The organism is Klebsiella sp. CN_Kp113, from assembly GCF_040064585.1.
Classification (GTDB): Bacteria; Pseudomonadota; Gammaproteobacteria; order Enterobacterales; family Enterobacteriaceae; genus Klebsiella; species Klebsiella michiganensis.
Genome location: NZ_JBEAID010000002.1, coordinates 1 through 1,194, shown reverse-complemented (window position 1 = coordinate 1,194; position 1,194 = coordinate 1). Strand labels below are relative to the sequence as shown.

At 67.8% G+C, this 1,194-nt stretch carries 2 protein-coding genes; both read right to left on the bottom strand.

Annotation, left to right across the window (positions count from 1 at the left end; genetic code table 11):
- Positions 1-577: sodium ion-translocating decarboxylase subunit beta (locus ABLV30_RS02270; RefSeq protein WP_348865513.1), on the bottom strand; the 577-nt coding region annotated here is incomplete at its 3' end.
- A gap of 15 nt (positions 578-592) precedes the next feature.
- On the bottom strand, positions 593-1,194 hold a 602-nt coding region (locus ABLV30_RS02265), incomplete at its 5' end, for a biotin/lipoyl-containing protein (RefSeq protein WP_348865512.1).

Sequence of the window (1,194 nt, the reverse complement as noted above, 5' to 3'; positions counted from 1 at the left end):
CCTGCGGCAGGGTGAAGCTGATGATGCCGAAGTAGTTCAGCGTCAGCGCCCCCAGTACCGTGGCGAAGATGCCGAACTGCGCCGCCGCCCCCAGCAGCAGGGTCCGCGGGTTGGCCAGCAGCGGGCCGAAGTCGGTCATCGCCCCGACGCCCATAAAAATCACCAGCGGGGCGATACCCGAGCCGATGGCGACCTTATAGAAGATGGCCAGCACCCCGGCGGAGTAGCCCATATCCGCGGCGAGGTCCTCCATCTGCCCCTGCACCGACGGCAGGGCCAGCGCCAGCGCCTCCCTGATGGCGTGGACATCCGGCGTACAGTGGAGCTTCGCGGCAATCACCGCCAGCTGCCCGGCGTCGTGGTGCGCCAGCAGGCTCTCCAGGGCGGTCAGCGCCAGCCCGGCCTCCGGGATATTCGACAGCAGCCCGCCGAAGCCAATCGGCAGCAGCAGCAGCGGCTCGAACTTCCTCGCGATGGCCAGCCACAGCAGCAGCAGGCTCACCAGCAGCATGACGGCCTGGCCGGCGCCGAGGTGCATCAGCCCCATGCCCTGAATCAGGGCGTTCAGACTTTCCATTTCGCGTCCTCTTCCTTACGCCAGGCTCAGCAGGGTGTCGCCCACCGCCACTGCGTCCCCGGATTTCACCGCGATACCGCGCACGGTCCCGGCCTGCGCGGCGCGGATTTCGGTTTCCATCTTCATGGCTTCCAGAATCAGCAGCACGTCGCCCTCGGCCACCGTCTGGCCTTCCGTGGCAATGACCTTCCAGATAGTGCCCGCCAGCGGCGCGGTCACCGGGGTGCCGGCACCTGCCGGGGCGGCTGCGGGGGCCGTGACCTGAACGGGGGCCGCTGCCGTCAGCGGGCTGATATCGCCGCCGTCGCTGACCTTCACCACAAAGGCCTTGCCTTCCACTTCCACGGTGTAGACGCCGGAGGCGGCCGGTTTCTCTGCTTTTGCCACCGGCTGCGCGGCTTCCACCTGCGGTACCGGCTCAAAGGCCGCCGGGTTGTGGCGGTTCTCCAGGAACCTCAGGCCGACCTGCGGGAACAGGGCCACGGTGAGCACGTCGTCGATGGCGTTGTCGGCAAGCTGAATATTCTTCTCCTGCGCCTGGCGCTTCACGTCGGCTTCCAGTTGCGCCAGCTCCGGCTTCAGCAGGTCCGCCGGACGGCAGGTGATGGCCTCTGCTC